The sequence below is a fragment of the Citrobacter sp. VF227 genome, assembly GCF_052950715.1.
On sequence record NZ_JBRFVF010000004.1, the window covers coordinates 250,670 to 275,124 of the forward strand.

Consider the following 24,455-nt stretch of genomic DNA (forward strand, 5'->3'; position numbering starts at 1 on the left):
CCATCTGCCAGGGGACACTGACGGGAACGTCATCCGCCAGTAACTTCTCACCAAATACATAGGTAAGCTTTTTGCCATGAGTGATTTTTATATACTCATTATAATCTTTATGCGTGACCTTATATTTTCCGATCATAAAGTCACTCAGTCTGACCTTATGCAGGTATTTATCATCCTGGTTCGAGCTGAAGGGCAGCTTTTCCCAAATCAGCGGACCGAAGTCCCCCATTAAAAACTCACCTCCCGCAACCGGGACCATATTATCCAGCGAGCGTTTCACCAGCGCCTGGGTGAGTTGCTGGTTTTCCGCACTGGTGCTGTTATCACAGCCATTACAAAATGCTATTGTTACTAATAGCGCGGCGCAGTATTGCTTATTCATTTTGATATCCTTAATTAAACCGTTCTGGTCTGTCCATTATCACTCATGGGGTCATATGTCTGCTGCTGGTCAATCAACGCTAAATACCGATCCATTAATTCATCGGGTATAGGTTTAAACGGTTTTTCTGGTGAAACCCTCTCCGGAAGATTGTTATATAACTCAGGTAGCTTCTTACCGTAATGGGTAAAAAATACAGAATCATTCTCACCGTCGGAAAGGAATGTAATTACCGTCTGTTCATTTTTATTACGGTCACCTTTTCCCTTGCCAGGACTTTTAGTAACATGCTGCATAACATTGTCGTAATCGGCTTTACTCTGCACCCATTTCAACGCCAGGAAGATGGCCTGCTTACGGCGTTTCATTGGCCCTAATTTCCAGGAATTAAACGTGAGTGGGTTATTGTTTTGGTTTCGCGGGTCGAGAGGGCCCGCCCAATTGATATCCATTAACTGTGCAATCAGTGCGCCTTTGGTTTCCGGTGGCGAGTATTTAAACTGGTCCGGGTTATTCAGCACACTTTCCATCAGCTTAACCCGGTTATTTTCCTCTATTAGATCATTTCCTAATTGGGTAATGATATCCATTGCCTCATCAGCCATAGCGACCGCCGCCTGGACACCACGGGCCGCCATAATTAAGGGGATGGCGCACAATGCCTGAAAGGCGTCTAATTCCATCATGTCGGCTAACTTCTGATAATCAACGTTGCGCAGCATGTACATAAAGCTTTTCATAAAGGCAAAATAGCAGCCGCCATCAACCTCAAACCCCAGACTCCCCTTTGCTCCGGCTCCCCAGCAAAATGCCGCTTTGCAATAAATACGAAAACGCCCCTGGATGTAGGTAACGTAAAAAACCGCGCTTCCCCCAGCCCCCGCCTGTAGCGATACGCCCATTTCCAGCTTCGCAATTGCCGCAAATTTCCGTTCTTTACTAACGATGGTTTTATCGTCCGTCTTCTCGACGTTAGCGGGAGGCGTGTCGTCAGGATGTGGGTCGAACCATTCTATGGCGCCGCTGATATTGCCCCCGAACTGGGCACCCACAAAAGCGCCAATTTCCCCGCCGCCCTGCGCTTCAGGTGCTTCCGGCATATGTAAATTAATTTTTCGTTTGCCCGGCAACGGCGGCGGGGGAAGCTCCGCTGGACGGCCTTTAATACCGTAACCTTTGCCCATTTCACCACTCCAGTCGAGCGTCACGCCAACCTCAACGGCCACACTGGCTCCGACACTGCCGGACAACACCATTTTCAGGGCAAAACGTAGCGCCCCCATATTACAGATACCGCCTGGCGTTTGCGGTGTATCGGCTTTCGCCGGAAACAGCAGACTGATGCCTAACCTGTCCGGAACATATAAAGTGCTTTCTGCTTTCGCTTCACCTAACGCAAAACTGGCGTGCCCCTCTAATTTCCCTTCTACCTTACCCTGAAGTGGATTAAATTCCGCGGATAACCCTGCGCCATGGCTGAATCGCATGAGCTGGGCCTGAGCGCTAATATCAACATACTGATGATAGACGGACTCATCAGCATTCCCCCCCTTCGGCCAGGACAGCGATTTATTCATCTCTTTTGCCCAATCGCTGACAATAATGTTGCTATCTTCACAAATATCAAATTTGAATTTAACAGAGGCCTCTTTCAGCTGTTTTTTAAGTTCCTGGGGGTCTATTTTTGCCTGGCGCACCGTTTTATTAACAGCTTTACCATTCTCATCTTGTACGGTGATAGTTTTGTCATGGTACTTAATAAAGCTGGCTTCACCTGTTTTTTTATCAACATTACTCAGCTTATATCTGCGCCAACCTTCTTTGATCTTATCAGAACGAATATAAGTTTTCTTGAATCCAGTGACAGAGCTTTTATTAAGGGGAATTAACTCCATGATGTCAATGGCATTCTCCTTCATTTTTTCATCCAAAAGTTCCCCTTCAGGGGCATTGGCCGTGAGAGTCATTAATTCCTGACGAAATGCTTTGTTGGCTTTATTGAGTGCGGCGTATGCTTCTGTTACCTTACTCTGAAGTTGTCTTTCTGGTACGGTATTAGCCTGTAAAATTGCCGCATAATTGGCTTCATCAAGATCTTTCTGTGCCTGTAACTGTTTTTCCAATAATCCTGATAAAAAGTAGTGCTCTTCCTGAATTGTTTTTTCAGCGCCTGCATCAACACAGAGTATGGTCGCGCTGCTTGGGTGGAGATAAAGTTCTGGATCGTACTTACCTTTAACAACTTTTCCAGAGCCTTGCGCAGAAGTTTTAGTTTGTTCTTCACCTGTTGCCATAAACACCTCCCTGTTTATAGTTTAAAGATCAAAGTAATTCGATATCTAAAGATTCAGGCTGTGCGGTATATACGGTAATGGTTTTGCCTTCAGCATCCGTGACCCCCTCATATACGTTTCCCTCTCCTGTTTTAATTCGATAAGGTACGAAAGGCATAATCTCTCCGGAATCCTCATCTTTGGCGATAAAGAAATCATTAAACCCTTTCGGTAGATCTGGTTTTGGCAGGTCATAATCAGCAGCCATTAATTTCTGCACGCTGATAGATTTGAGCAGAATATTTTTCGGACAGCCGATCTCCACATTACCGCAGCTGAGTCTGATATAAGCTCCGCCGCAGTTCAGCACCAGTTCGTCGGCTGCCGTCACTAACACTTTGCCCTCCACGCTTGTGATGGAAATGTCCTTTTTCGCCACCGCGTCTATGCCGTCATCCTGAGCCTGTATCTCAACCTTCCCTTTTGCAGCAAATAAACGTATACCCAGCTTCAGGGCCAGCAGACTGATGGCTTCCCCCGCCACGGCAGTAAATTTCTTCATCACGCTGATATCGGTATTTCCCCCCGCGACCAGCCCCACGCTTTCACTGCCGGACGACAGACGCACCGACTTCGGACTGCTGATGCTGATGTGCTCCGGGGCATTGAGCACAATCCCGGGCTGAGTAAGATTGTTTAACGCTGTATTCAGTGCCTTTGCTGTATCTGAATCTGCCGGCCAGGCCTGTGCGATATCGGCAGCATTCGCCAGGGCATCACTCACAGACAGCGCCTGAGCCATTTGCGCGGCAGCATTTTTCATCTCCAGCATCGTGCCTGCAGCCTCACACTGCCTGTCCGAGGTGATAAAAACCCCTTTCCCGCCGCGTACCGCCACCCAGTCGTCCGTGCGCAGCTCAGCTCCCTCGCCCCGCAGCGCACGCTGTGCATCCACGTTATGCCCCAGGTTCAGCTGCGTCTTGCCGCCGTACTCGGTGCTGAGCTTGACGTGCTCCTCGCCCCGTTTGTCTTCCATGCGCAGCTTATTATTCGCGGGTGTGCGAATGACGTTGCGGGTGTGGTTTGCCTGTGTCACGTGGTCCGGATGCCGGGAGTCGTGCAGCGCATGCGCGATATAGGGGCGGTCCGGGTCCCCTTCATGGAACGCCACCGCCACTTCTGTGCCCTGTATCAGCGGGAAGTGAATCCCATAAGTGTCGCCGCCGTAGGGTCTGGCCAGGCGCAGCAGCATACTCTCGTAACCCTGCTGTTTGCTGTCCTGGTCGGCATCGAACTTCACCCGGTACAGCCCCTCCGCCGTCTGATGCGCGTAGATGTCCCCGCTCTTCGGGCTGCTGACCCGTGCCGTCAGCGTGCCGCTAACCTTTGGTCTCGCCTTCAGTGCCGGACGCCAGCACTGCGTCTCACTGTACGGCACCGCCGCCAGCGACACTTTCAGCGCATCTTTCCTGCTGCCGCTGAACCCCGCCCGGACCACCACCACCGGCTGCTGCAGCACGCCCGGCAGCGTCGACGGCACGCTGTTGTCGGTTATCGTCAGCACCTGTCCCGGACGTAACCCCGCATCCGTGCTGAAACCCGTTATCAGCGTCTGCTCCGCCAGAAAACGCTCGTGGTCCAGTCGCGCCCAGAAGTTCCCGGTTTCCACCGCCGGATCGAATGCATCCCCGGTTTCAAGATGGCGCGGTTTGTAGTGATACACCTCGCCATAGCGCATTTCCTCGCCTTCGCCGCCGGTGATATCCGCCCTCGCCGACTGCAGCACCTTCTGCGCTTCGCGGTGGTTATAGTCTTTTGTCGTCACTCCCGCCGGTGCCACCTGGTGCAGGATGTTCAGCCCCCAGACGGAATCCGCCCCGCTGTCGCTCATTCCTGACGGGCTGTTCAGCGTCAGCCGTTTATCAAACTCATAGGCACTCTGCTGGTCTGCAAAATGCACCACTTCCGTCCGGGTATCCGGCTGCAGCGTGAAGAAGTAAAATATCCCCACTTCCGCCAGCAGACGCTCAATGAACGCCAGGTCGCTCTCCTGGTACTGATTTATCTGCTCACGCTTCGGATAACTCTGCGTCAGCGTGAAGTCATACTCCCAGCCGTGCAGGGCGTGTTCCTGCAGGATTTCACCCACCACTTCCGGGACCGATTTGTTTATGAAAAAACGGTGCGTGCGGAACTGTTTATCCAGCAGGGAGAGATAAGGCTCAATGATGATTTCATGGCTGACCTGGTCGCGCGACTCCGTCAGACGCCGGAAATGAGTCACGACGCCGTGGACGAATTTCACGGGCAGGGCATGCAGTAATTCCCCGCCTTTCATGGTCAGCAAAGCCGGCTGGTTCAGGAACATACCGGCAGTCAGCTCTGAAGCGCTGCAGGTAAAACGGACTGAATAATGGTAACGGACGCTTAACTGCTCCAGCCCCTCAAAACGTTCCACATCCAGTTCATGCGGGCATGAAGAAACCGATAAACTGTAGCGGTTAAGCGTGGGCCCTGATGTTATTTCCATATTCATAGCGTTAACTCCGTTTAATAAAGAGAATTCCATCTAACATACTTAATTAGCACATCAAAAATTATTAATACCTGATGTTAATAAAACATCTCAGCACACTCACTCATTCCCATCCAACCGTTTTCCTGCGCAGTGTGAATTCCTTTGGCATGTTCCAATAAACAAAAAGTCATTATTTATACAAATGAATATTATAATCAAATGAAGCCGTAGTATTTTGTTCTGGAGCTGGTAATATGTAAGCTACAGCCACTCCTATAAGCCTTAGCTATAAATTTCTCGATACGGCTTACCAAGTTTCTTCACTAATATCCCCACATCAATATTCATCTAATATAACCCCGCCAGCACGACCAGTTCTTCAAGTACATGGTTCTCCCATCATGACCCATTGGGTATCTTCTGGTGGAGATAATGTCCGGTTCCGCTCTGAAACACAACCCGATAAGATTACCAGTGGAGCGAAAAATAAATATTTCCATATCATCTACCAATCCCTCGACAAAGTTTTAATCCATAAACAGATAGTTAACTTAAAACGGTTGAAATGAAAAAAGAGAACTATACTTATGACAATATAATCGATTTATCTGTCCTTCATCATTTTATAAATTGCTTCAATACGTCAATGTCAGGGAAGGTCTCTGTTTTCGGAACAGTCGTACCGTCAGGATAAATCAACGTCCCGTAAACTCCTTTCTCTTTCTTTTTCGGGCCTATGCTCCGGACTAATTTATCTGAATGTAACAGGGGATAAAATATAATAGAATTGATATTTAATGCGGAGTACCGCTCGTTCATTTCGCCATCATATATCCATATGTTTTTTTCATAACCACCAATAAAACCCTCACTTAAATATGGAAAATAATCTTTTGAAATTAAACCATCGCTGTTGATTCTTTGATGACCACCACCTTGATTCACCGCAAGGTAATCAAATGCCAGCCTGATGCGTTTTAACACCGACTCCGTACCCTGGCCAAACTGTACGGTATTTTTGTATTGCAACCGTATATCAGCCACAGACAGGTGCCATTGACAACGCCCCCCGCCTTGCCGGGCAAGTTTCACATCAAAGAAATTCTCTGTACTATCTTTTGGGGATAACGGAAATTCCATTGAGTTATACCCGGGAACTTCATAAGCTTCTCCGGATGAATTATGTCGGGTGCGTTTACATATTTCTGAACGATAAATTACCTTCAATGGGAGCACGAGCAGTTCGGCAGGTATTTTTACGCCCACTGTAACCCATTGGGTATCTTCTGGTGGAGATAATGTCCGGTTCCGCTCTGAAACGCAACCCGATAAGATAATCACCAAGGTTAAAATAAAATATTTCTCAATCATAGTTCAAACTCCTCAAGGTTAAGTGGTTTTATATATTCCAGAGCTTCATTTCCTCCCTTAACCCCACGCGTCATATCCAGCGTCGATGCGACTACATCATGAATTTCAATGAAAGCACTATTTCTTGTAAACTCTTCCACTGGGGAACTATTTTCATACGTTTTCATTTGCTTTAAAAATCTCTCTCTTTTTATTTTCCTCATCATGATCAACGTTGGCTGAGTACATTCTTTAAGTTGGTTATTAAGATAACTCAAATATTGATCTGGCATGGAATGTCTGCCAAGGTTCGTTGCATGATCTAAATCAGGGTTAGTATAGGGAGGAAACCAGTCTTCTTTATCTATCTTTGTTAATAACTGCGTAAATCTTTTTTGTGCTTCATTCGCCTTTTGGCTGGCCTCTAAAATAAGTTCAGGAACCAAATACAATCTGGTCTCAACAGGAAGTCGTTTACGGATCCTGCGGCATGAAGAAGGGTTGTTGGGTACTTTACACTCCTTCCATTCCGTCGTTTGGGTGGTGTTAAAAAATACGGCAATACTTCCATGATGCCAAAAACATTCCCAAAACTTCAACCCTAGCGCTTGAGGCATGAGTTCTATTACCGACCAGAAAAAACCCAGCGTGCCACCTACCGGCCCCCATAAGTCATAAAACCAGTTATCGAGATTCGCATCAGGCGGAACGCTTGGGACGGTGTCAGCATCATTAACATGACGGAAATGGGTGAGATTTTTTAAAAATTTAACGGCAGAAGCGGTCAACGTCCGGGGCATACCATACGTATATAGCAAAGGATTAAGATCTCTTATTTCTGCGCTGTGAATCAGCCCAAGCGAACCTCCCAGACTATGTCCGCAGATAAATAGCTCCAATGTTTTTCCATCATCCGTAATCTGCTTAAATATCTTAGAATAGTTTTTCTTCGCAATCTGGTATGCCTGTAAAAAACCACCGTGAATCTTTCCTTCAGGAACAATATCAAAACACTCTACCGGCATAAAACTTGCATCTGTCCATAAATCACTGAGCTTACTCATCTCTGTACCACGCCAGGCCACAATCGCCTGCGTTTTCGTCGTAACATAAAATAGCTGAGTTTCCCCTTCCTCTTCATCTGCCGTATCCATAAAAATGTGTTTAGAATGCCGTTCACGAAAAGGAACATCGGTGACAATAGCAGGGAATCGATGTTTGCCATCTTCAAAAACAGGAACAGATGACAGATCCAGACATTGAATACAAAAGAATCCATACACCGAATTACGATCAGTTTCGGAGTCATAACTGTAAGCCAAATCGGCCATAATGCCCAGGTTATAAGCATTGGTCAGAGAGTAACTCGCGGTATGATGCAAAATTAGTGTCCATGCACGGAATGGACAAATTTCGATCATCGTACGTTTATTAAGGTCCGCCACATGAACGGTAACGCCTTTATACGTTTTATCCAAAGGGAAATGAAAATCTGGTAGAACAATTTCATTCCATTTATCTAGTTTTGGTCTGACATTGCAAAGTTGTCCAACCCTGATATATTGGTATCCATAGTTATTCTCAGAGGAGAGTTTTTTTACCTCTGAATTAAAGCCTTCTCTTTCAAATCGTAAGGCTCGGTTCTCCATCTCATCAACCAAAGGCTGAGACTGGACTTTTAATGTCAAAGGTAATGGATGTATATCTTTAATCTTTATTATTCCATTGGCATCACTATAGCCAGTATAGCGTGGAATCAAACCGCACCTTGTAGCATCATTTTCGGCAAACCACTCCATATTGGCTACGGCATCACCTAATTCGTCCACTAACTGGAACTCTACCCAATCAAATGCCTCATGTTCTATAAAAAAATCAGGGTATTTGCACTGAGTAGATGTTGTCACTTCTGTCATAATTAGAATTCCTTTTCGTTTATTTCAGTTAAGAATATCTGCGATGAGATAAACATAATCTGTCGAATACACAGCCAGATGACAGGGATGAATTAAAATTCCTGTCATTTATAATTTCATTGTGTAAATAACGAATATGACATCCTAGTCATAACTCTTGAGGCGGAGATATTTTTCGTATAATTCTTTCGCTCGCTGACTATCTTTTTCAACAAAAAAGCCATTATTGTACATATCACTCAAATATTTTGCTGCATTCGCGCAGCCCTTTTCCAGGGCACTTTGGAGATAAGGATAGGCTGATTTATAATCTCGATCGAGATAATAAAAATCACCGACATAGCATTGTGCAGACCCTTCTCCTTGATCTGCTGCCTTTTTCAGCCATACTTTAGCTTCCGGTTTATTTACTGGAACGCCTTGTCCATATAAATACATTGTGCCAACCATTCCCTGACAAGCCAGAATAGTCTGTTCTGTTTTTCTTTCTGTACCAGATTGGATATCATGCAAGGCACACTTTTTAAACCAGGGAAGAGCATTTTTATAATCTTGTTTCTCAAAATAAAGCCTGCCTACTGTACCTTCAGCAAGAGGATCACCATCACTTGCCGCAAGTTTATACCTCTTTAAAGACTCATTATAATTTGCCCGAACACCATAACCATATTGATACATAAAGCCAAGATTACCCTGAGCCTTATGATCACCTGACTCAGACATTGCCTCTAGCATTCTTACATCATAACTCTTACACGATACAATAAAAAAAATAGAAAGAAGTGCAACAAAAGATCTATTAACATTATTATAGTTCATACTCTCACCTCATAAACCACATTTTATGAATTACCTTTTTTTACTTGTTCTATTTTTAGTTTTGTTGGGGTTGCGGTATATATTGGCAGTGTTTTGCCGTATTGATCTGACACACCTTCATAAATATCTCCTTCACCTGTGGTAATCCGATATTGAGAAAAAGGAATTGGCTTACCTGTTTCTTTATTTTTAACAGTAAAACCTTCACAAAAACCGCGGGGTAATTCCTCCACAGGAGTATTCAGACTCGTGGCTCCCAGTTTCTGCACATTTACCGACTTCAGCAGGATATTCTTCGGGCATCCCAGTTCGATATTCCCCCCTTTCAGCCGGATATACGCCCCGCCACAGCTCAGTAACAGCTCCTCGCTGGCGTTCACGGTGATTTTTCCCTCTGTACTGCTCACCGTGATATCTTTCTTCGCCGTCACACCCATTTCATCGTCCTGGGCCTGAATATCCACTTTTCCCTTTGCCGCATACAGCTGCATTCCCTGTTCCTGTGCGTACAGACTCACCGTATCGCTCGCCGCCACCGTAAATGACCTGCCGGTACTGATGTCCGTATTGTGCCCCGACATGATCCCCACGCTGTCCGTTCCCGAGGACACCCGTACGGCCTTCGCACTCATCATCCCTACGCCCGCTGGCGCATGCAGAATAAGACCCGGCTGAGCCAGTTCCTCCAGCGCATCATTCAGCGCCTGCTGGCTCGCTGTGTCTCCCGCCGTTGCCTTTGCCGTCTCCGCTGACCGCTGCAGGCTCCTTGCCAGTGACAACGCCTGTTCAAGCTGACGTATCACACCGTCCATCTCCAGCATCCGGTCCACGGCTTCCGCCTGCATCTCTGCGGTTATCAGAACCCCTTTCCCGCCGCGTACCGCCACCCAGTCATCCGTGCGCAACTCGGCCCCCTCGCCCCGCAGCGCACGCTGTGCATCCACGTTATGCCCCAGGTTCAGCTGCGTCTTGCCGCCGTACTCGGTGCTGAGCTTGACGTGCTCCTCGCCCCGTTTGTCTTCCATGCGCAGCTTGTTGTTCGCGGGCGTGCGGATGACGTTGCGGGTGTGGTTTGCCTGTGTCACGTGGTCCGGATGCCGGGAGTCGTGCAGCGCGTGGGCGATATAGGGTCGGTCCGGGTCCCCTTCATGGAACGCCACCGCCACTTCTGTGCCCTGTATCAGCGGGAAGTGAATCCCGTAAGTGTCGCCTCCGTAGGGTCTGGCCAGACGAACTGGCATGCTCTCGTAACCCTGCTGTTTATCATCGCGATCCGCATCAAACTTAACCCAATAAAGCCCGCTCTGATTTAAATGAGCATATTGATCATTCTTTTTCGGGCTTGAAACACGTGCCATTAGCGTGCCGCTAATCACTGGCCGAGGTTTTAGCGGTGGTCTCCAGCAGCGGGTTTCACTGTAAACGGTCGCCATCAACACCACCTGTAGCGCTTCCTTTCGGCTTGCGCTGAATGAAACCGCCGTAACCAGCAAGTTGTTACGCACACTGGCAGGAAGCGTTGGGACAGATGTGGATTCCGTAATATTCAGGACCTGAGCCGGGCTGAGGCTAACATCGGTCGATAATCCCGTGATTGTCGCTTGTGAGGAGAGGTAACGTTCATGTTCCAGACGCGCCCAAAAATTCCCTGTCTCAGGCGATGGCGAAACCTTATCACCCGTTTCAAGATGACGTGGACGATAGTGGTAAACATCCCCGTAAGTCACCCCGTCACCTTCACCGTAAGTCATATCAGTTTGTGCAGAAAATAATATTTTCTGAGCCTGGCGATGGTTATAGTCCCCGGCAGTAACCGATGCCTGCACCGTAGACTGTTGGAACTGAATATCCCAGACTGAGTCGATGCCATTGTCATTCATTCCGGAAGGGCTATTCAGCGATAATGTTTTGCCAAACTCCCATGCGCTTTGTTTGTCAGCAAAATAGATGACCTCAGTGCCAGCATCAGGTTGAAGCCTGAAGAAGAAGAAAATTCCAACTTCAGAAAGCAGACGTTCAATAAAAACCAGATCGCTCTCTTGATACTGTTTAATTTGTTCTCTTTTGGGATATTCCATTACCAAATCAAAATTATACTCCCAGTCTTTTAAACCATGTTCTTGTAAAATTTTAGTAACAACTTCAGGAACTGACATATTAATAAAGAAGCGGTGTGTGCGGAATTGGTTTTTCAACAACGCGACAAAAGGTTCAATGATTATCTGATAGATTGCCTGGTCTTTTGAACCACTGATACGATGGAAAGATGTCACAATACCATGTACCATTTTGCGGGCAGTTAACTCACTTAACTTCCCCATTCCCATGGTCAATGCCGTTGATTTTCCAAGTATCGATTCGGCCGCAATGTCTTTATCCTGGCTGGAAAAATGTACTACATATCGATACAGCGAACTCATTTCCTCTGTACCATTAAAGTTAATAACATCCAGCACTGACTTGCATGAAGGGATATACAATTGATAACGATTCAACGTATTTTCAGATATAAATGACATCCCACCGCCAAGTGATTCATCCATTCCCATATATTTAACCCCTGTAATTTTATAAAGAGTCACTTCCAGAACGAAAACTTACCCTCAACGCATTATCTTTATTAAACTGACTAAATCTTTTTTCTTGTTAGTGACAATGGAAAAAGTAAATCGACGGTTGTCATTTGATATCCAAAGCTCTTCTCTTCCATTATCAATATAATCATAGTGATGAAAGCCAAGACCTGTCAGATAATCACGAATAATGCCCGCATCACCACCGTAAAAAATAATAAGATTTGTTTCCCGTGTACTTCCATCAGGAGAAATATATTCAAAGTAATAATTATTTGATATCCTTGGAGCCTGCTTGATGTCCACATCAGTATAGAAATAGTAATCAAAAAAATCGTTTTCCCGATATTCTAATTTATCTGGCCAAGGTATTAACAGCGGTGACAAGGAAATAAAAACAATCGTCACCAGTATTATTTTACAGTAGTTCATTACCATTCACCTTGACAAGAATGAATAATAACCGCCATCCCCGGTGATAATTTCTACCCGACCCGAAGTGAAATCACTCCACGGTTGCACCCATGTCATAAATGAAGGCAGGCTTCCTTTATAGGGTTTATGGACAGCACAGTTATCCAGGGGATCTGGAAACAGTAATGGTAAAAATCCTTTATTCTTATATTTACCTATCGGCCCATAAAAATCCCATCTACTCAGTGCCCGCTCTTTACTGACTAAGCTCAGTCTTGACTGGTAGTTTGAGGGAAGGATTGCCCGGTAGAAGCCTAAAAGATCGGATGTAAGATCCTCACCGCTAAATCCACTGTCGGTATACCAACTAAAACACCAATTAGATTGCAAACTTTCAAACAAGCGCGCCGTCATCATCATCATAGCTAACGCAACGCTGCTTTTCTCACATGCAGATAAACCTTGTTTGATACGCCACTTAACAAATTTTCCTGTACCAAACTGGCGATGATATACAAACATCTTTTGGCTATAGGTGACTTCATAATAACCATCACGACTTGATTCACCTCGTTTTATATCTAACAGTAGGTTTTTAATATCGCTTCCCTGCGCATGGCCTATATCTATCCATCCCAATATTTCGCTATAAACGAGCCCCGTTTTACGATCCGATGTCCACTCGTAAGGTTCAATAATATCGTTACGTTTACTCATCATTAAATTCCAGCATAATTCCCTCTTCATCACGCCAACTTAAAGTAAGTTGCTGAGGTTTTTGCTGCCGGGAAAGATACGTTAACAACTGCTGGCTAAGCACAGGCAAGATTTGTTGGTTGAGCAGACTATCAATATTCCTCGCCCCCGTATCCGGTAGCAGACAAGCGGCTGTCAGGGCATCAAAAAGGTTCTCGGATATCGTCGTGGTGATACCGTAGTGGCGCTGCAATCGCTGGCTAACCTGATCCAGCTTCATTTGTACAATCGTACGTAACGCTGGTTCACCGAGCGGGTGGTAGATAATCGTCTGGAAGCGAGCCAGTAGTGCTGGCTGAAAATGGTCGCGCAAAAGTGGGCGCAGCAGTTCGTGCAACTCAGACTCTGTGGTTTCCGGCTGTTCTTCCAGCAGTTGCATCACTGCGTCGCCGCCAAGATTGGAGGTCATCAGAATAACGGTATTGCGAAAATCAATTTCACGACCTTCGCCGTCACGCATGAAGCCACGGTCAAATACCTGGTAAAACAGGTTCATGACATCACGATGCGCTTTTTCTACTTCATCCAGCAGCACCACGCTATAGGGACGTTTTCGCACGGCTTCGGTCAGGATCCCTCCCTGACCATAACCCACATATCCCGGAGGCGAGCCCTTGAGCTGACTCACGGTGTGCGGCTCCTGATATTCAGACAGATTAATAGTGATCAGCGATTTTTCACCGCCAAACAGAATGTCGGCCAGGGCCAGTGCCGTCTCCGTTTTGCCGGTTCCACTTGGTCCGGTAAGCAGAAACACACCCTGCGGGCCGTTTTCCGGCGTAAGACCCGTTTTTGATGCGCGCAGTCGTTGCGCGATGGCATTAAGCGCATAATCCTGTCCGACAACGCGTTTTCCCATCTGAGTTTCAAGCGTCAGCAAGTCTGCCTGGGAGTCCTTCATTAGTGAAGACAACGGTATACCGGTCCAGTCGGCGATCACCGTTGCGACAGTGCGCGCGTCTACCTCCGGAAACAGTAAAGGATGCCCCTGCTGAAGCACACTAAGCTGCTGCTGCAATTCAACCGTTTCCGCCTGACGGGAAATATCACGGCGGCTGGCCAGCAGTTGCTCGGTGAGCGATAATTCCTGGCCATACTGGGTTTCGCGTTCATCCAGCTCGACAAGCAGACGATTTTCCTGCTGTTCAATGCTCGCCAGCCTTTCACCATGCTGACCATTTCCTAGCGCGAGATCGGCAAGCAACGCCTGCTTTTCAATTTCAAGCGCGGTGATCTCCGACCTCAAACGCGTCAGTGGTTCCGGAACGGTATCAAGGCTCATCCGCACTCTTGCACCTGCGGTGTCCAGCAGGTCGACGGCTTTGTCCGGCAACTGCCGCCCGGTAAGGTAGCGGCGGGAGAGCGTAACAGCGGTTTTAACCGCGTCGTCTGTGATGTGAACGCCATGGTGTTCCGCATAGTGTGATTTCAGACCGCGCAGCATCAAACAAGCAGTGTCATCATCCGGCTCATCCACTTTAACCATCTGAAAACGCCGCTCCAGCGCAGCATCACGCTCAAAATACTGTTTATATTCGCTCCATGTGGTCGCCGCGATGGTTCGTAATTCACCTCTGGCCAGAGCGGGTTTTAGCAGATTGGCTGCGTCAGCGCCCCCCGCCTGATTACCGGCCCCAATGATGGTGTGTGCTTCATCGATAAAGAGCAGAATCGGTATTGGCGATTGTTGAACGGCATCAATGATATTTTTCAACCGCTGCTCAAACTCACCTTTCACCCCTGCGCCAGCTTGTAACAGCCCAAGATCCAGCGTGCGTAACGTCACCGCTTTCAGGCTATCCGGCACGTTACCTTCCGCAATACGCAGCGCCAGCCCCTCCACCAGAGCGGTCTTGCCGACGCCGGGTTCTCCGACCAGAATGGGATTGTTTTTTCGCCGACGGGACAGCACATCCACCATTTGACGAATTTCATTATCGCGACCAAATACCGGGTCGATATCGCCGGCACGCGCTTTCGCAGTGACGTCCTGCGTAAATTTATCGAGCACGCCTTGTAATGCTGGCGACAACGTCGACTGAGCCAGGCCAGGACGCGATTCATCATCAGGAGAAATCTGCGCCAGAGCGGCTTCCTGCTGTCTTTCCGGCCGCTCATCCGACTGGACATTTAATAGCGGCAGGAGGCGTTCCAGTTGAGTATGTCCGGCGCTCAGAAGAGGCCACAGGCCATCACACTTCAGTAGTGAAGGCTTGCCTACCAGTGCCATCAGCAGATGCACACCCCGTATCTGCGAATTTTCATCCGTTGCGGCGCAAAGCCACGCTTGTTGCATTAAAGAAAGAAGCGCATCAGACAACTGTGGACGGCTTTTCACGGAACGAGGCTGATCATCCAGATGCGCCAGCAGCGACTGCCAGAGATTGTCGATATCCCATTCATAGCGACGAGCGATGACGGTAATATCGCCCTCCCCCTGCTCAAGCAACTTCAGTAACCAGTGTTCAGGCGTGATTTCTGCATGCGCGCGCGTCTGGCATAACGATGCTGCCGCTTCAAGCGCCTGAGCACAGTAAGGATTGAGACGACGTAATAACACTGCTGACTGGTGTTCCATTTGGTTCCTGACTCCCTGTATTCAGGCACGCTACCGCCCGTAGCCTTAATCCAATGCCCATAAGGTAATAAGTGACGTTGATACTCTCTGCCTAACCCTCACGCCGGACGCTCAGCAGAGGGCATAAAAAAACGGATGAGGAAATCCTCATCCGTTAGTGCATTACGCGGTGGTACGCTCGTTCCAGGCGTCAGAATGGATAATGTTGCCATCCTTATACGTCCAGACGATCTTCTCGTAGCGCAGTTCAATCTGCTCCAGGTGGTTGTGCTTCTCTTTAGCCGGATCCTTGATGTCGTACATCACTGGGTTTACTTTCACCACTTTCACGTTGTGCAGCGTGGTGTTGAAGTATTCCACTTCCTGACCCGCATCATTAATGCGATACCATTTGAACTCTGCCTGGCGCAGGGTCTGACCGGTCGTTACAGCCTTGTACAGATACGGGCTGGAGGCGTCGATTTCCTTCGTGAAAAGGAATGGGGTATGGATACGCGTCCCGGTCAACTTACCGGTGTTGTTATCGGTAGGGATGTACAGGTTATGTTCCTGAGCCACTACTTCGATACTGCCCACACGGTCTTTCACGTCAACAGAGCCTTTGATATCCGCACCGCCGTCGTCTTTCAGCCAAAGGTAGACTGGAATTGCCATAACTCTTTCTCCATTTTTACTTCGCTAATGCGTCACCGCCTTCCGGTGACGGTTCCTTCATTCCCGGTACCCGACAGGCATCAGCCTGCGGAACCAGACTGATCTCTACACGGCGGTTGGCAGCCCGACCCTCCAGCGTATCGTTGGTTTTGTAGGGATGTGATTCACCGTAACCCTGAACGGCAAAGCAGCTCTCTGCGACGTCACCGGTATCACGCATCCAGTCGCGAACAGATTCCGCACGTTTGAGAGAGAGCTGCTGATTAGATTTATCGTCACCCACATCATCGGTATGCCCGGCAATGACTATCAGCCAACCGGGTCTGGCTTTGATATTGACCAAAGCTCGAATGAGTACTTTTGTTGAACCCGCTTTTAGCGCCCATTTGCCCGTATCAAACAGCGACATGCTGTCGAGACGCACGGTTTGCGGGGAGGTCGCTTTTGGTTTTTCAGGTGGCAACCAGTCGCTGATTGCGGCCTGCAAAGGTGGGATCAATCTCATCCCCTGGTACAATCCCATTGAAAGAGAAAGGGGTTCGCCGCGCTGATACCAGCGATCAAGCCGCTGCGCATCCCGACGAAGCTGATCCTGGGCCTGAATCTTTGGCTCGACAGGATTGCCGCTAAGATGGCGGTATAACGTCAGATGATCGTTTGTGACCCTGATGAGATGCTGGTTATTGATAAAGCTGCATGCCATCGCCAGTCCGACAAAAATGCCGCATAGCAGACCACTTATACCCACCGTTCGTTGCAATGCTGTCAGCGCCCGGCGGCGGGATAAAAAAGGCAATGCTAAATCAGGAAAAGGCAGCAGCTCGGACCCTGCAGAAGCCGCAGGAGAAATCGTTGTCTGATCGGTAATATGCCGTTGCCACAGATTATTTTCACAGACCGCTAATGAGGTGAAACACGCAACCCGTAAAGCAGAGAAAAGTGGCGGAACATGGCGCCCTGCGTCGCCTTGTACCCTCTTCAGCCAACCCAGTAAGGTATCTAACCATACGGCATGTGTAAGATGAGAATGGCGAGCCGAGTGCTCTTGCAATGAGAAAGGAACACAATCATCTAATCCTGTAGCCGACTGCACTTCAGCATCCTGAGGAGTGCGAATAAACCAACGTACAGTCTCATTGCATTGAGGAGAATTCAGCCAACAACACAGCCAAAATGGCGGTATACCTGATAACCAACGCCGACTCTGGGTCACCACCCGCCGCCAACTGAGTAGCATGTGCTTAAGCGCATCTTCATCATTATGCCATTCCGGGATTAACGCCAGCATCACGGAAACGCGCATAAGAAGCCCCGGACGCTGCACAGCTATCCGACGAACCAGAGCACTATAATGCTCCGGGGATTGAACAGATAAATACCACCCCTGTGAACTCTCGCAGGAATCGCCACGTCCGGCAAATAAGGGGGCAGTATCGCCACATACCAGCACAACAGGCCCACTGAAACTCTCTGGAGGGAGCGGAATGTCATGAGCAGAATGCGCAGACGTCAACCGACCATACTGGCGCCAGCCATAAATGATTCCAGGAATGGAAAGCAGTAAAATAAAGACGGTAAGACCACTGCGAACACTCGCACTTAACGGACTGAATCCCCAGACCAGCAACAAAGCCAGCACGGTCGCCAGTACATAGTTCACGATCCCTCGCAACTGAGCCATGTCTTAACCCTGCCCAATAAGCTGAGCAATCTGCCCTTGTAAGACATGAGAAAATGTGAGCCATAAAGCACCTAACGCCAGCGCGCCGACAAGCCATGCCAGCCACCAGCGGCGCTTACCGCCAGAGAAGCCGGAAGCCCGCATGATGACTGGCGCATCGTGCTTTAATTTAAAAGGCATCGCCTGAGTCGCCAGCGCTTCAAGAACATCTTCACGACGTTCGTCACCTTGCTCACGATAGCGCCCCACAAAACCGAGTGTGATTGCGCGATAAAAACAGGTTAATACGGCGGTGTCAGGAACGGGCTCGCGCAGAACGGTACGGATGCGCTCCCAAAGTTCTTCCCCGGCATTGGTGGTGTTGAAATAGCGGGCCTGTAAAGGTGTCGCAAGCCAGGTGATATAACCGCTATCCTGACGGTTGCGGTTCAACACGCTTTCATCCAGTAATGCACATTGCGTATAGAGCATGTGCTCAACGCTGTGTTCGCTGTATCCCATGTCACGCAATGCTTCACGTGCAGAATCAATCCATTGGCAGGCCCGGCGATAGAAAGCAGCACCATCGTCGACTTCCGACCCATCGCGTAATTGGCTTACAGCAAGCCAGGTTGGCCAGAACACCTGATCAATATCCTTATTCATTTATTTCAATCCCTTAATACTGCAAATAGCTCAAGTTGAATCTCTCCCAACGTTCCCGGCACATAGAAAGCGCAATTACCGGCGTCCAGCATGGACTGGGCGGCTGGATGATTAATCTCAAGAGCAAAATATTGATTTTCCAGTCGTAGTGGGATAGCGGCGGGTACATGCGTCAGCGGTTTTAATGGAATGCCGCTGAGTGCCACATTGACGACATCTGACACATCAGCCCGACTCCCGGCTTTACACAGTTGTGGAAACTGTGTCAGGAGGACATGCGCTGGAAGAGCCGAACGAACGGACAGATAAAAATCAGCGCCTTCACGCAGTCGGGCATCCGACAGAGCGCCATACCAGAACTGTCGCTCCTGCGTCAGTTCAATCGCGACAACGCGAGATGGCAGGCTGGCTTCCAGTAGTTCCACCAGCAGTGCAAACAGTGGCGGGAATACCTGCTGCGGATTTGCGTGCTGGTATGGAGGTACAACGCTGACATCATTTTCTAATGAAAAGGTCAGCAGGCTGCCGGCTAACCGCGCCAGCTCACGCCACAAAAGCTCGGGGTGACGGCCTGGGTTTTGCAGCATTTCTTTCAGAACAGGCTCCGAGCTATTAAGCGCATTCAGCAGCCAAAATAATGAAACGTCTGCTACCGCAAAATCCGCCATTCGTTCATTACTTTCACGGCGCAAGGCCATCAGGCGGCGACAACGGGCCTGGATACGGTGTACCAAATCACCGAGCGAATTGATTAATGAGGGGCTCGCTGAGAGTGAAAGCGAGGGGGGTAAAAAATCGCGTGCCAGCTCCCATTGCCCCTGAGCATTACGAATAAGGCAAGCTACCGGACAGGTCAGATAAGCGCTGTTATCGTCGTGGGCATACCGAAGGGTAATAGCATGCCGCAGCACCGCCATATCAGTCCTTTCCTGGCCTGCAAGATCCTGCACTGGCAGCCATTCCTGCTGCCAGCGACACGGGCGGCTAACGCCGTTGCCTGATGAAAGATTACCGCCATTAGCCGAAAGCAGTGGCAATGCCAGCACGATATCAACGCTGTTGTAACCAGCAAGGTGCGATAAATCACACGCCGGAGGCAGGTTATCTGAAATACCTGTATCCACTAACGTTCCGTCAGGAAAGCGCACCACCAGATTAACGGGATTCAAACGGGAAACCGTTAGCGCACTTTCGTCAAACTCCGCGCTGATGACACCCCATGGTGAGGAAAGTGACATGTGTGCCACTACGTCAGCGACATAGGCATCCCAACGTGTCTGCTGCTGAAACTGCTGGGGAGCCAGAAAGGCCCCCTCGCTCCATAACGGACGGTAGATCTTCATCGCACCTCCTGTGCGCTGCGTCGTTAAGATTTCGACTTAGGCATTTGTGAAACTAACGACAGACTGACGTCCATACCTTCAACCTGGAAATGCGGAATGGCATACAGGCGCACACGGAAGAAACCGGGGTTATCCTCAATATCCTCTACCACGACACGCCCATCACGCAGCGGGTGTGATGCCTGCAAGTCATCGCCAGGATCGGTCATTTCGGTTACCAGACTGCGCAGCCAGTTATTAAGTTCAAGCTCAAGCAGACGGCGATCTTTAGTCGTGCCAATATTTTCCCGCTGCAGGATTTTCAGGTAGTGAGCGATACGAGAAAGCAGGAAGATATATGGCAGACGTGAGTTAATCCGGCTGTTAGCCGTCGCTTCCGGAGTATCAAACTGCGCAGGTTTTTGAGCCGAGTTAGCAGAAAAGAAGCAGGCGTAATCACGATTTTTATAATATGAAAGCGGAATAAAGCCGAGATTAGCGAATTCAAACTCACGGGTTTCCGGAATCATTACCTCAGACGGGATTTTCACCTGATTACCTGTACCCAGATCGTACAAATGGATAGGCAAATCTTTAACCGCACCGCCCGCCTGTGGCCCACGGATCTGGACGCACCAGCCATTCTTGATAAAACTTTTCACCATGTTCACAGCGAAAGAGAAAGAGGCGCTGGTCCACAGATATTTTTCGTGATCCGGCCCCTTAACTTCTTCAACATAGTTAAAACTACGTACCGGCACGGTATCAGGGCCATACGGCAGACGCCCCAGTACACGCGGCATAGTCAGCCCGATATAGCGTGAATCGTCGCTATCACGAAATGCTTTCCACTTGATGTATTCAGCACGTTCGAAATAATCATTGATATCTTTTATGGCCGCGACTTCTTCCATATTTTCTTTCAGGAAGAATTTAGGCCCCACGGAACCAATAAACGGCATATGACAGGCAGCCGAGACGCCAGAAATATTGCGCAGCAGTGCAATATCCTGCGGGCTGTTATCAAATTCGTACGCTGAAATCATTGCCGCAATGGGTTCGCCGCCTGGTTGGTCATATTCTTCAATATAAACATGACGGTATAACCCACTCTGAATAAGCTCCGGCGCGTCGTCAAAATCATCACGTAGCGCATCCTTGCTGATATCCATCATTTCTACACGGACATTTCGGCGAAAATCGATGCCGGTAATCATCGAATGCAAACCACGCCAGAGCGATTCTTGTTTTTGAAATTCTACATGATGCATAACTTCATTAACCTGGTCGCTAATCTGCTTATCCAGGCGAGCAATCTGCTCATCGAGCAGCGTTTTATCCAGACGTTCCAGGGGCTGCGCAGCATCCGCCAGACATGAGACCAGAACCTGAATCGCAGCGGTCACGCGTTCAGCCGGCGCGGCATCAGATAGCGCTTCATCGCTCTGCCACGCATCGATATTTTTTAATGTCGAAACCGGGGCAAGATTAATTTTGTCAAAGAGAGACTGATAAACGCTGCGTTCACTGGTCGTGGTGGTCGCGACTGAAGAAGTATGTTCCTGAACAGACATCAGCATATTCCTTTTATGATCCTTTACTATTCCTGCCGATTAAGCGGAGGAAACCCTGTATAGCGTTAAATCTCTTTCGGCATCATGGTTGCCAGTTCTTCACGCAGTTCCTGACTCAGGGCTGGATCTTTAAGGATGATTTCCAGCTCGCGACGAAAAGCGGCGTTATCGAGTAAGTTAGATTTCAGGTCACGCAATAAGTTACGCATAGCTAACAAAACGCGTAATTGTGGGATATTCCTTGCGACCTGTTCGGGTTCAAAATCGCGGATATTTTTAAAGGTAAGGTTAATATCGTCTTTTCTGTCATCGCCAGCCAACGTATTTTTAACACTCAGATTAACTACTGGTGAGAACTTAGCCAACACATCGTTAAAATTATTCTTATTAATATCAACCTTTTCGCGCTCCGATAATGGTCGTTGTTCTCTACCATTACTGAAATCCCCCACGGTCAAAAGCTTTAACGGCAATTCAACCTTTTTTTGCACGCCTCCGGTATGTAAATCTAACTTAATATTAACGCGTGCCGTCGGCACTTCACTCTGAAAACTGTCACCCATACGTCCCTCTCAGACCGGCGATTCCTGCCGATGTTTTGCATTTCCTGACGGAGCACTTTTCCAATTGCTCAACGTGTTTCTTACAACGTCATTTCTGTGGGCAGTCAACAATGACCGTTAATGACAATTAATGATTATAATTAGTATGTCGATGTAATCCGATATATTCCACGCGGGAAAACATGATCGGCATCACTAATCAACCAAATAACATATTAGTGATATTTATTTAAAATCAAAATCAATAAAACATTTATTTAATACAAGCAGCAGGAATTAATCATCGTTAAAAGCATTCATCAACCAAATGCATTTAAGCTATAAAACATTACCCAAGAAAATACTTATGAATTTATATATACACTACGTAACTTATTTAAATATAATCAGCACCAAGTTAACTGTAAATTAAAAAAGCCGGAGATAGACTCCGGCTTTCGTATTGCAATCAGAAACATGCCAAAAGATTACTCTTCCTTTACCACAATCAGCGGTTCGATATCGCTCTCTTTTTTAATCACCAGCGACTCATCGCCGCGCAAGCAGGTCCCGCCGTAGTTACCGCCTACGGTGAAAGTACAAACCTGAATATATTTACCGGCAATGTTTGGCAGACACCAAAGCTGCTGGTAAATGTTCTTCTGCTCGGCAAACTTACCGCTGGTTTTATCCAGCAATTCTTCCTGATGACTCACCAGATCGATGTTGCTGCCACAGCGTCCTGCAATAGGTTTCACCGCATAACCGGTTTGCGCCAGCTCTTCATTAACCGTGAAATCGGTATCAAGCAAATAGCGGTGATGCGGAAAAAGCTGCCAGAGGATCGGCAAAATCGCTTTGTTGCCTGGGATCACCGTCCAAAGAGGTTCGAAGACCAGCACTTCCGGGCGCAGCAGCACGTCGATTAAACGCACTTCCTGATTGGTATGCCCGGTACGAATTGGCACCGCGGCGTACTCCGTTTCGCTAACCTCTCGCACCTGCTCTATCGCAGTTTCCCACGCCCAGGTTTTCCAGACACAGTTCACCAGGCGACCGTCACCGTCAATCAGTTGACCGGCATCATCCCAACGTAGCTCATCGAGGCCATGCAGAATTTTGCTGTCAAACCCAGCCTGACGCAGCGCCTGCTGCATAAACTGTGCATGGTAATTTTCCTCTATATCTTTGTCCTGCATGATGTGGACAAAAGGACGCGCGCGGCTGTGCTTCCAGGCACCCGCCAGTTCGTTGATCAACCCTTCAGCCGGGTTGTGTCCCTGCCCTGTGTAGCCCCGCTCAGCCCATCTTTCGAGGATCAAACCGGCTTCGGTATGGCACGATGCGGAATCGGCGTTGTACTCATACACCTTCAGCCCGCGTTCATCCATACAGAAATCCATACGCCCCGTAATCATATGATGCCGACGACGCTGCCAGGAAAGGCGCAGTCGCGGCCAGAGGATTTTCGGAATATCGAACAGCGCCAACAGGTTGTCGTCTTTCAGTACCTTGTCGGTCGCGTGCAGGTACATCAGGTGCAACTCGTTCGTGGCTTTGATCAGCTCCTGCTCGGCACTCTCGGTAATGGTGAAGTACTGATGCGGATCCTGATTAATGACGTGGCCGTTGGCCAGCACGTAGGCTTTTTGCAGCGGATCCTGCTCATCCAGCCATTTACCGTCAAACTGTCCGTTATCTTCCAGTCGCGCACCGCCAATTTTCAGCGAGTCATTGGCGATTTCCGGCTGCGGCAGGCTGTAACGAGTATCCTCGGTCTGGATCATCCAGCCAAGGATGGTGGTGTCGTCAAAGGTATCCCGCAGAGTGTAGCAACCGTTTTCAACCACCATCTCCAGTTCGCGGGTCCACTGCTGTCCGGGAGGCAGCGACGTATGGAGCACGTTCTGTTCGGCAATACGGATTTTGTTTTCCAGCAACTGGGTGACGACCGCCACATGGCCGGTATCTTTAAATTCGCCGCCTTTTTGCCAGATAAGCAACGCGCCTGCTACCGGTGCGCGGGGTGAACCATTGGGAAATGCCTGTAACGGCAGGATATTGTCATTCACCACTTCACGCAGGAAGCGTAAGGAGAAGATCTCCCAGGCCATGCCTACATCGGTGAAGACCACACCATAGTTAAGGAAGAGAAAGCGGCGTGCGAACTCTACGCACTGCCATTTGTGGCCCATGTATTCGTCGTCGATATAGCTGCGAAATGCCGCATCATCGTCGTAGTCCCGTGGGCCAAGGGAGCTGTAATCTGAAGAGTAGATTGCTACGCCGCCTGGGGCGTAGCCCAATAATGTCCCGAATGGGGCATCCTGACTGGTCGTTCCTTTGCTCATGCACCTTACCTCAAAACAATACAGCCTGAGCAGGTTGGCGTGAATTTTTCGCTCTGATTGCCTGCTCTGCGACACTAACCGGACAGAGGTCGACATCATCATACACC

17 protein-coding genes are annotated in these 24,455 nt (G+C 48.5%); all 17 read right to left on the reverse strand.

Annotated elements, in window-relative coordinates; all coding sequences use genetic code 11:
* On the reverse strand, positions 1-382 hold a 382-nt coding region (locus ACU8YC_RS15755), incomplete at its 3' end, for an SUMF1/EgtB/PvdO family nonheme iron enzyme (protein ID WP_446895525.1).
* A 14-nt stretch (positions 383-396) separates the two neighbouring features.
* Complete coding sequence (locus ACU8YC_RS15760; protein ID WP_446895526.1) at positions 397-2,676, reverse strand: hypothetical protein; 2,280 nt, start codon at positions 2,674-2,676, stop codon at positions 397-399.
* 28 nt (positions 2,677-2,704) lie between these two features.
* Complete coding sequence (locus tag ACU8YC_RS15765) at positions 2,705-5,191, reverse strand: type VI secretion system Vgr family protein (RefSeq protein WP_446895527.1); 2,487 nt, start codon at positions 5,189-5,191, stop codon at positions 2,705-2,707.
* Positions 5,192-5,791: 600 nt separating this feature from the next.
* A complete protein-coding gene (locus tag ACU8YC_RS15770; protein WP_210905357.1) occupies positions 5,792-6,544 on the reverse strand; it encodes a hypothetical protein in 753 nt (250 codons plus the stop codon).
* Positions 6,541-8,439, reverse strand: coding sequence for a lipase family protein (locus ACU8YC_RS15775; RefSeq protein ID WP_414438247.1), 1,899 nt, complete (start codon positions 8,437-8,439; stop codon positions 6,541-6,543). Before ACU8YC_RS15775 ends, ACU8YC_RS15770 begins: the two co-directional genes overlap by 4 nt.
* A 144-nt stretch (positions 8,440-8,583) precedes the next feature.
* Positions 8,584-9,258, reverse strand: a complete 675-nt coding sequence (locus ACU8YC_RS15780; protein WP_446895528.1) for a tetratricopeptide repeat protein — start codon at positions 9,256-9,258, stop codon at positions 8,584-8,586.
* Between the two features lie 23 nt (positions 9,259-9,281).
* On the reverse strand, positions 9,282-11,807 hold the full coding sequence (locus tag ACU8YC_RS15785) for a type VI secretion system Vgr family protein (RefSeq protein WP_446895529.1): 2,526 nt from the start codon (positions 11,805-11,807) through the stop codon (positions 9,282-9,284).
* A gap of 54 nt (positions 11,808-11,861) precedes the next feature.
* Positions 11,862-12,263 carry a hypothetical protein gene (locus ACU8YC_RS15790; RefSeq protein ID WP_151217701.1) on the reverse strand — a complete coding sequence of 134 codons (402 nt, stop codon included), beginning with the start codon at positions 12,261-12,263 and terminating at the stop codon, positions 11,862-11,864.
* A gap of 6 nt (positions 12,264-12,269) precedes the next feature.
* A complete protein-coding gene (locus ACU8YC_RS15795) occupies positions 12,270-12,962 on the reverse strand; it encodes a hypothetical protein (protein ID WP_151217907.1) in 693 nt (230 codons plus the stop codon).
* Positions 12,955-15,579 carry a type VI secretion system ATPase TssH gene (gene tssH / locus ACU8YC_RS15800; RefSeq protein WP_446895530.1) on the reverse strand — a complete coding sequence of 875 codons (2,625 nt, stop codon included), beginning with the start codon at positions 15,577-15,579 and terminating at the stop codon, positions 12,955-12,957. Before tssH ends, ACU8YC_RS15795 begins: the two co-directional genes overlap by 8 nt.
* Positions 15,580-15,741: 162 nt before the next feature.
* Positions 15,742-16,233, reverse strand: a complete 492-nt coding sequence (tssD, locus tag ACU8YC_RS15805) for a type VI secretion system tube protein TssD (protein ID WP_003024437.1) — start codon at positions 16,231-16,233, stop codon at positions 15,742-15,744.
* Positions 16,234-16,249: 16 nt separating this feature from the next.
* The gene (locus ACU8YC_RS15810; protein WP_446895531.1) at positions 16,250-17,914 is read right to left on the reverse strand and encodes an OmpA family protein; all 1,665 of its coding nucleotides are present in this window, start codon (positions 17,912-17,914) and stop codon (positions 16,250-16,252) included.
* 3 nt (positions 17,915-17,917) lie between these two features.
* Positions 17,918-18,559, reverse strand: coding sequence for a type VI secretion system protein TssL, short form (gene tssL / locus ACU8YC_RS15815; RefSeq protein ID WP_151217704.1), 642 nt, complete (start codon positions 18,557-18,559; stop codon positions 17,918-17,920).
* A 5-nt stretch (positions 18,560-18,564) separates the two neighbouring features.
* The gene (tssK, locus tag ACU8YC_RS15820; protein WP_252838761.1) at positions 18,565-19,902 is read right to left on the reverse strand and encodes a type VI secretion system baseplate subunit TssK; all 1,338 of its coding nucleotides are present in this window, start codon (positions 19,900-19,902) and stop codon (positions 18,565-18,567) included.
* 23 nt (positions 19,903-19,925) lie between these two features.
* Entirely contained in the window at positions 19,926-21,455 is a 1,530-nt protein-coding gene (gene tssC / locus ACU8YC_RS15825; RefSeq protein WP_187253245.1) for a type VI secretion system contractile sheath large subunit, read from the reverse strand.
* 65 nt (positions 21,456-21,520) lie between these two features.
* Positions 21,521-22,018, reverse strand: a complete 498-nt coding sequence (tssB, locus tag ACU8YC_RS15830) for a type VI secretion system contractile sheath small subunit (protein ID WP_210905366.1) — start codon at positions 22,016-22,018, stop codon at positions 21,521-21,523.
* A gap of 467 nt (positions 22,019-22,485) precedes the next feature.
* Complete coding sequence (gss, locus tag ACU8YC_RS15835) at positions 22,486-24,348, reverse strand: bifunctional glutathionylspermidine amidase/synthase (RefSeq protein WP_446895532.1); 1,863 nt, start codon at positions 24,346-24,348, stop codon at positions 22,486-22,488.
* Positions 24,349-24,455: the final 107 nt, after the last annotated feature.